General features: G+C 33.7%; 8 protein-coding genes and 2 tRNA genes. All 10 read left to right on the top strand.

Annotation, left to right across the window (positions count from 1 at the left end):
- A partial coding sequence (locus ACJAX4_RS20750; RefSeq protein ID WP_435791330.1) for a PIN/TRAM domain-containing protein occupies positions 1–928 on the top strand: 928 nt, incomplete at its 5' end.
- 24 nt (positions 929–952) lie between these two features.
- Positions 953–1,639 (top strand): 2-C-methyl-D-erythritol 4-phosphate cytidylyltransferase, encoded by a 687-nt coding sequence (gene ispD / locus ACJAX4_RS20745; RefSeq protein ID WP_435791329.1) that lies wholly within the window; start codon positions 953–955, stop codon positions 1,637–1,639.
- Between the two features lie 315 nt (positions 1,640–1,954).
- Positions 1,955–3,667 (top strand): proline--tRNA ligase, encoded by a 1,713-nt coding sequence (locus ACJAX4_RS20740; RefSeq protein WP_435791328.1) that lies wholly within the window; start codon positions 1,955–1,957, stop codon positions 3,665–3,667.
- 21 nt (positions 3,668–3,688) lie between these two features.
- Positions 3,689–4,111: a Mini-ribonuclease 3 gene (locus tag ACJAX4_RS20735; RefSeq protein ID WP_435791327.1), complete on the top strand. Its 423-nt coding sequence runs from the start codon at positions 3,689–3,691 to the stop codon at positions 4,109–4,111.
- Between the two features lie 477 nt (positions 4,112–4,588).
- Positions 4,589–5,311: a 23S rRNA (guanosine(2251)-2'-O)-methyltransferase RlmB gene (rlmB, locus tag ACJAX4_RS20730; protein ID WP_435791333.1), complete on the top strand. Its 723-nt coding sequence runs from the start codon at positions 4,589–4,591 to the stop codon at positions 5,309–5,311.
- A gap of 8 nt (positions 5,312–5,319) precedes the next feature.
- Positions 5,320–5,829 carry an NYN domain-containing protein gene (locus ACJAX4_RS20725; RefSeq protein WP_435791325.1) on the top strand — a complete coding sequence of 170 codons (510 nt, stop codon included), beginning with the start codon at positions 5,320–5,322 and terminating at the stop codon, positions 5,827–5,829.
- Positions 5,830–5,927: 98 nt separating this feature from the next.
- Positions 5,928–6,545, top strand: a complete 618-nt coding sequence (gene sigH, locus ACJAX4_RS20720) for an RNA polymerase sporulation sigma factor SigH (RefSeq protein WP_435791332.1) — start codon at positions 5,928–5,930, stop codon at positions 6,543–6,545.
- Between the two features lie 69 nt (positions 6,546–6,614).
- Positions 6,615–6,689, top strand: a tRNA-Gly gene (locus tag ACJAX4_RS20715).
- A 9-nt stretch (positions 6,690–6,698) separates the two neighbouring features.
- Positions 6,699–6,774 (top strand) — tRNA-Thr (locus ACJAX4_RS20710).
- A gap of 80 nt (positions 6,775–6,854) precedes the next feature.
- Positions 6,855–6,965: GTP-binding protein (locus ACJAX4_RS20705; protein WP_435791331.1), on the top strand; the 111-nt coding region annotated here is incomplete at its 3' end.

Below are 6,965 nucleotides of genomic sequence, written 5' to 3'. Positions count from 1 at the left end.
TCTATTGTCTCCCATAATCGTTTCTTTTATAATGAAGTTTATGGATTATGTGGAGAAAAGCACACAAAAGGTACCTACAGCTCAAATTATTTTTGGTACAGGTGGGGCAATAATAGGTCTTGTAATCGCATCATTATTTGCAGGTTTATTTAAAGACCAATCACCTATATGGAATATTATTGCGGTTGTTTTTGCGGTAATAATGGCAGCTTTGGGAGCAGATATGTGCGTTAGAAAAAGAGATGAAATAGTGTCATTATTCACAAGCATGAAAAAGAACAATGGGTTTAAAGATAAAAAAACAAAGGGGTATACTAATGAAAACCCTAAAGTACTGGATACATCAGTAATAATAGATGGTAGAATATTTGATATTTGTCAAACGGGATTTGTTGAAGGACCGCTAATAATACCAACTTTTGTATTAGAAGAACTAAGGCATATTGCTGATTCGTCAGATGGGCTTAAAAGGAATAGGGGAAGAAGAGGGCTAGATATACTAAATAAGATTCAAAAGGAGTTAAACATTGAGGTTGAAATTTGGGAGAAGGATTTTCCGGATATTGCAGAAGTGGATAGTAAACTTTTAAAATTAGCTCAAGTTTTAAATGGTAAAGTAGTTACAAACGATTTCAATCTAAACAAGGTAGCGGAGTTCCAAGGGGTTCCAGTTCTAAACATTAATGAACTTGCGAACGCTGTAAAACCAGTAGTTCTTCCAGGAGAAGAGATGAAAATCCAAGTAATGAAAGATGGAAAAGAATCAGGTCAAGGGATAGCCTATTTAGATGATGGCACAATGATTGTTGTTGAGGGTGGAAGACGATATATTGGCGAAAATATAGTTGTTATTGTCACATCAGTACTTCAGACCGCAGCGGGTAGAATGATTTTTGCTAAAAATAAGGATACTGTCGCAAAGAATTAGGTATTTAGGTAAGTGAGGTTTTTTATGAGTAAAAACTGTGCCATAATTTTAGCTGGGGGCAAAGGAAGCCGCATGGGAAAACCTATTAATAAGCAATACTTAAATATTAACGGGTATCCCATCTTGTATTATACTTTAAAAGCTTTTACGGAGTGCAATTGTATAGATGAAATTATAGTAGTTGTTGCAGAAGGTGAAATGGATTATTGCAAGGAAGAAATAATTGAAAAATATAAATTTTCAAAAGTTAAAGATATAGTTATTGGTGGAAAAGAAAGACAGGATTCTGTGTTAAACGGTCTAAAAGCTTTAATTGATTGTGAGATAGTACTTATTCATGATGGGGCTAGACCTTTTATAAATGAATCCATTATTAGGAATGCAGTTGTTTATGCTAATTTATACGGAGCGGCTGCTTGTGGAGTAGAGCCTAAGGACACTATTAAGATTAAAGATTTCTTAGGATTTTCTTTGGAAACGCCTGAAAGAAAAATGTTGTTTTGTGTTCAAACACCTCAAACCTTTAAGTATGATATTATATTAGATTGCCACAAGAAAATTCACAAAGAGGGTATTAAGGTGACTGATGATACTATGGTGGTTGAGAGGTATGGTAATAAGGTATACCTTTATGAAGGTAGCTACAATAATATAAAAATTACGTCACCAGAGGATTTAGAAATAGGAAAACAGATATTAGAAAGGTTTTAATTTTGACAGGATCATATTTAATGTGTATACTGATTGGTAGTTATAAAGTAAATTTTTATAAATTGAATAGTAGGCAATGATGAAGAATAGTAGAGGCCGATTTACAGAGAGAAAATACTAGGTTGAGAGATTTTCAAAGGGTTTGAACCAACTTTGGAGCTGTAGAGAAACTACCGGTAGTATATACCGTTAAAAAATGAGTGCAAATTTAGGTGGTACCGCGATATAATTCGCCCTAAAACAGGGCGAATTTTTTATTTTTTGCAAAAGTTTAAAATACAAATTAGGTAAGATATATATATAAGGAGGAATATTATGAAATTATCAAAAATGTTAATAAGTACTCTAAGAGAAGTACCAGCGGAAGCAGAAATTGACAGCCATAAATTAATGTTAAGAGCTGGAATGATGAGAAAAATGGCTTCGGGGATATACAATTATATGCCATTTGGAATAAGAGTTATAAAAAAAATTGAAAACATTGTTAGAGCGGAAATGGATGGCGCAGATGCGCAAGAGTTTTTAGCATCTGCCTTAATTCCGCAAGAGTTATGGGTAGAGTCTGGCAGATGGGACGCTTATGGGGAAGAGATGTTTAGAGTAAAAGATAGGAGTCAAAGAGAATTCTGTTTGGGACCTACACACGAAGAAGTATTTACAGATATAGCTAGAAATGAAATAAAATCTTATAAGCAACTACCGCTTAATTTATATCAGATTCAAACAAAGTATAGAGATGAGCGAAGACCAAGATTTGGAGTAATGAGATCAAGAGAATTCATAATGAAAGATGCTTATAGTTTTGATGCAGACTATGATGGTTTGGATATATCTTACAATAAAATGTATGATGCTTATAATAATATTTTTAAAATATGTGGCCTTAAATGCAAGGCTGTAGAGGCTGATTCTGGAGCAATGGGAGGTTCGGGTTCGGCAGAATTCATGGTTGAATCTGAAGTTGGTGAAGATGAGGTGGTTTTCTGCAGTTCATGTAGCTATGCCGCTAATATGGAGAAGGCATCAGGAAATCCAGAACTGCTTAAAAAACAGGAGCTTAAAGAACTTAATAAAATACTAACTCCTGATGTAAAGACTATAGAGGATTTAGAGAAGTTCTTTAAGACTACAGCTAAAAACATTGCGAAGACTCTTTTATACAAAGCTGATAATAAAGTAATTGCTGTTATGGTAAGGGGAGACAGACAGGTAAACGAAACTAAAGTTAAAAATGCAATAGCTGAGGCTACGGAATTTGAAATGGCAGATGCAGAGACTGTAATGTCATCAACTTCAGCGGCAGTTGGATTCGCAGGCCCAATTGGCATTGCGTGTGATGTACTCTTAGTAGATTCAGAGGTTTCTAATATGTTTAATTTTATAATTGGAGCAAATGATACAGGATATCACTACGAAAATGCTAATTATTTAAAAGATTTTGAAGGTAGGGTTGGCGACTATCGGAAGGCTGCGGCAGGGGATAAATGTCCTAAGTGTGGAGAAGCCATTACTATAGCTAGAGGGGTAGAGGTAGGGCACATATTTAAATTAGGAACTAAGTATTCAGAACCTATGGGTGCAACTTTTATTGGCCAAGATCAGAAAAAGCAACCTTTAGTTATGGGATGTTACGGTATAGGTATCAATAGAACAATGGCAGCTATTATTGAGCAACATCATGATGAAAATGGCATAAAATGGCCCATGTCAGTAGCGCCATATCAAGTCGTAGTAGTTCCAGTATCTATAAAAGATGAAAATCAGATGAAAATTGCTGAAGAAATTTATAATGACCTTACAGCGTCAGGTGTAGAAGTTCTTATGGATGATAGAAAAGAGAGAGTTGGGGTTAAATTTAAGGACTTAGATTTAATCGGAATTCCAATTAGAATAACTGTTGGTAAAAAAAGTTCTGAAGGTGAAATTGAGTTTAAACTCAGAAATGAGATCGATAATGAAATATTGGAAACAAGCATAATTATTGATAGAGTCAAAGAAGAATTTAAAAATAATAAGATAACGTTGTAAACATTAAAAGGGAGAATAACCATGGAATTTAATATGTTGAAAGGTAAATTTACAAAGGAGCAAGTTAAACAGGTGAACCCGCTTGTTCTTGCATTAGTTGGAGATGCAGTTTATGAGGTATTCATTAGGACTTATCTTGTAGAAAAAAATAGAGATATGAATGCACATAAAATTCATATTAAAGCGGTAGCTCATGTAAAAGCTCATGCACAAAGTGAGTATATGAAATTCTTTATAGAATATTTAGATGAAGAAGAACTAAGAATATTTAAAAGGGCTAGAAATTCTAAAAGTGGAACCACACCTAAAAATGCAGATTTAAATGAATATAAATGGGCAACAGGTTTTGAAGCTTTAGTAGGTTTTTTATATTTGAGTGAAAAGAATGAAAGGTTAAATTATATGTTTGAGAAAATTATTAAACACGATCTAAAGGAAAAGTAAATATACTCAAAAGAATTTTTGTAAGCTATATGAATCGTGTTCAAAAGGAGTATAATCAGTTAGTAGAGATATTGTCTGGAAATGAACAATCTAATATTATTAAAAAATATTTAGTTCATGAAAAATCATTAAATTATTAAGAGATCAAGTGAAATAGATAGAGTGAGAGAGGTATTCAAAATGAGTGATAACAAAAAATATCAGGGAAATAGAGTAGGTAAAGGATTTTCAAAGAGTAAAGAAGATAAAAGTGAAACTGGTTTTAAAAAAGCTAGAACCGGAGAACACGGATCAAAAGAGAGCAAAGAGTTTTCAACTAATAGAGCTAGTAAAAAAAGAACGGGTATTACTAAGAGCAGACAGGGTCAAGAAAATTCAGTGGCAAATAAAAAATTTCTTAGACCAAAGGTTGAAGGTAATACTTCTGGAAAAGGTGTAAGCGAAGAATTAAAAACTCAAACCGCACGAGAAGATGTAATTGAAGGAAGAAATGCAGTTATAGAGGCGTTGAAATCAGATAGAACTATAGAACATATTCTTATTGCAAAAGGTGATATGGTAGGATCTATAAGTGTAGTACTTGCATTAGCTAAAGAAAAAGGAATTGTCACAAAAGAAGTGGACAGAAGAAAGTTAGATGAAATGTCACAAACTGCATCACATCAAGGAGTTATTGCAATAGTAACACCTTATAAATACTTTGAACTAAATGATATATTTAAAGAGGCGGAGGAAAAGGGAGAAAAGCCTTTTATAATAATATTAGATGAAATTCAAGATCCGCATAATTTTGGTTCTATCATAAGAACTGCTGAGGTATGTGGAGCTCATGGTATAATAATACCTAAGAGAAAAAATGTAGGAGCAACGCCGACTGTGTACAAAACCTCAGCAGGTGCAATTGAACACATGAAAATAGTTAAAGTAACTAATATAAATACGACCATTGAAGAAATTAAAGAGCGTGGGTTATGGGTTTATGGTGCTGATATGGATGGAGAAAATTATATCTTTGACACAGATTTAACTGGTTCAGTGGCAGTTGTTATCGGGAGTGAAGGTAGAGGGATATCTAAACTTACAAAAGAAAAATGTGATGTATTAGTAAAAATACCTATGGTTGGGAAAATAACTTCTTTAAATGCATCGGTTGCCAGTGGCATAATAATGTATGAAATTATGAAACAAAAAATCAGATGAGGTAAGAAGTGAAAATAGTTTTTGTAGATGGGTATAATGTTATTAATAGCTGGCAAAATCTTAAGGAAATTAAAGAATATAGTTACGAATCTTCGCGGCAGCAACTTATTGATACTCTTCAAAACTACTCTGAATTCAAAGCTTATAAAGTGTTTATAGTTTTTGATGCACATATGGTTAAAGGTAGCATTGGAAAAAAAGAAAGGAAAGGTAACTTAGTTGTAGTTTTTACAAAAGAGGGTGAAACAGCAGATAGCTTTATTGAAAAAGCAGTGAATAATATCGGACGAAAATCCGAAATATGTGTTGTTACATCTGACTCTTTAGAGCAACAAGTTACCTTCCAAAGAGGTGCAATTCGAATGTCGTCCATAGAGTTCTATCACGAAGTAATGAACATTAAAAAAATAATTAAAAGCAAGACTGAAAAGAAATATTTGGATAATAAAAATTGGTTAGAAGATAGGTTAGATGGAAAAACATTGGAGAAACTTGAGAAAATACGTAGAAGTCGTTGAATTCTCTTGACTATAGAAATTCCTCTAAGGTATAATCATCTATATGACTTATGTTTGGGGTGGAGGGGATATTGTTGGAAAAAATTATTGGCGCCAGTATGAATAATTTATGCTTTGAAGAGAGATTTGATGAAGAAGTAGTTATTGAGGCACAAAAAAATAATGTTAGAGCACAAGAATATTTGATTAATAAGTACAAAAACTTTGTTAAAGCTAAGGCAAAGTCATATTTTTTAATTGGAGCCGATAAAGAGGATATTTATCAAGAGGGAATGATAGGTCTATATAAGGCTATTAGAGATTTTAAAGCAGACAGATTATCTTCCTTTAGGGCTTTTGCAGAAATTTGTGTTACAAGGCAGATAATCACAGCAATTAAAACAGCCACTCGCCAAAAACACATTCCCCTTAATACATATATATCTTTAAATAAGCCGATATATGATGAGGAATCTGACAGAACATTATTGGATGTGTTATCAGGGGCTAAGATTACTGATCCGGAAGAATTAGTTATAAGCCGCGAAGAAGTAATAAGCATTCAAAATGAAATTGGCGAAGTCTTGTCAGAGCTAGAGATGGAAGTACTTATGTCATACTTAGATGGTAAATCTTATCAAGAAATTGCTTGTGATTTAGATAGGCATGCGAAATCTATTGATAATGCACTACAAAGAGTAAAAAGAAAATTAGAAAAATGTCTAAGTAAAAGATGAAATGTATTGACAATACAAACAAATGATAGTAAAATAAATAACTGGTGTATAACTTTTAGTTATACCTCAGCGGGAGTAGCTCAGTGGTAGAGCACCAGCTTCCCAAGCTGGGTGTCGCGGGTTCGATACCCGTTTCCCGCTCCAATACTAAGTGCCCATATAGCTCAGTCGGCAGAGCGTCACCTTGGTAAGGTGGAGGTCACCGGTTCAATCCCGGTTATGGGCTCCATGATTATTAAGGCTCTATAACACACAAGGATGAGTTTACTTGCACAAAAGTGTAATTATTTAAATAAGGAGGAATACAAAATGGCAAAAGCAAAATTTGAAAGAAGTAAACCACATGTTAATATTGGAACGATAGGACATGTAGATCACGGCAAGACAACACTTACAGCTGCAATAACTGCAGTGCTTGCA

It is taken from the genome of Clostridium sp. (assembly GCF_051278035.1).
Lineage (GTDB): Bacteria > Bacillota > Clostridia > Clostridiales > Clostridiaceae > Clostridium_AD.
Note: the sequence above shows the minus strand (reverse complement) of the source record. Positions and strands in the feature narration are given on the sequence as shown.

Bases quoted from the DNA above. Each gene is read 5' to 3' on its own strand.
- ACJAX4_RS20735 (WP_435791327.1), top strand. From the start codon at position 3,689: ATGGAATTTAATATGTTGAAAGGTAAATTTACAAAGGAGCAAGTTAAA.
- ispD (WP_435791329.1), top strand. From the start codon at position 953: ATGAGTAAAAACTGTGCCATAATTTTAGCTGGGGGCAAAGGAAGCCGC.
- ACJAX4_RS20740 (WP_435791328.1), top strand. From the start codon at position 1,955: ATGAAATTATCAAAAATGTTAATAAGTACTCTAAGAGAAGTACCAGCG.
- sigH (WP_435791332.1), top strand. From the start codon at position 5,928: ATGAATAATTTATGCTTTGAAGAGAGATTTGATGAAGAAGTAGTTATT.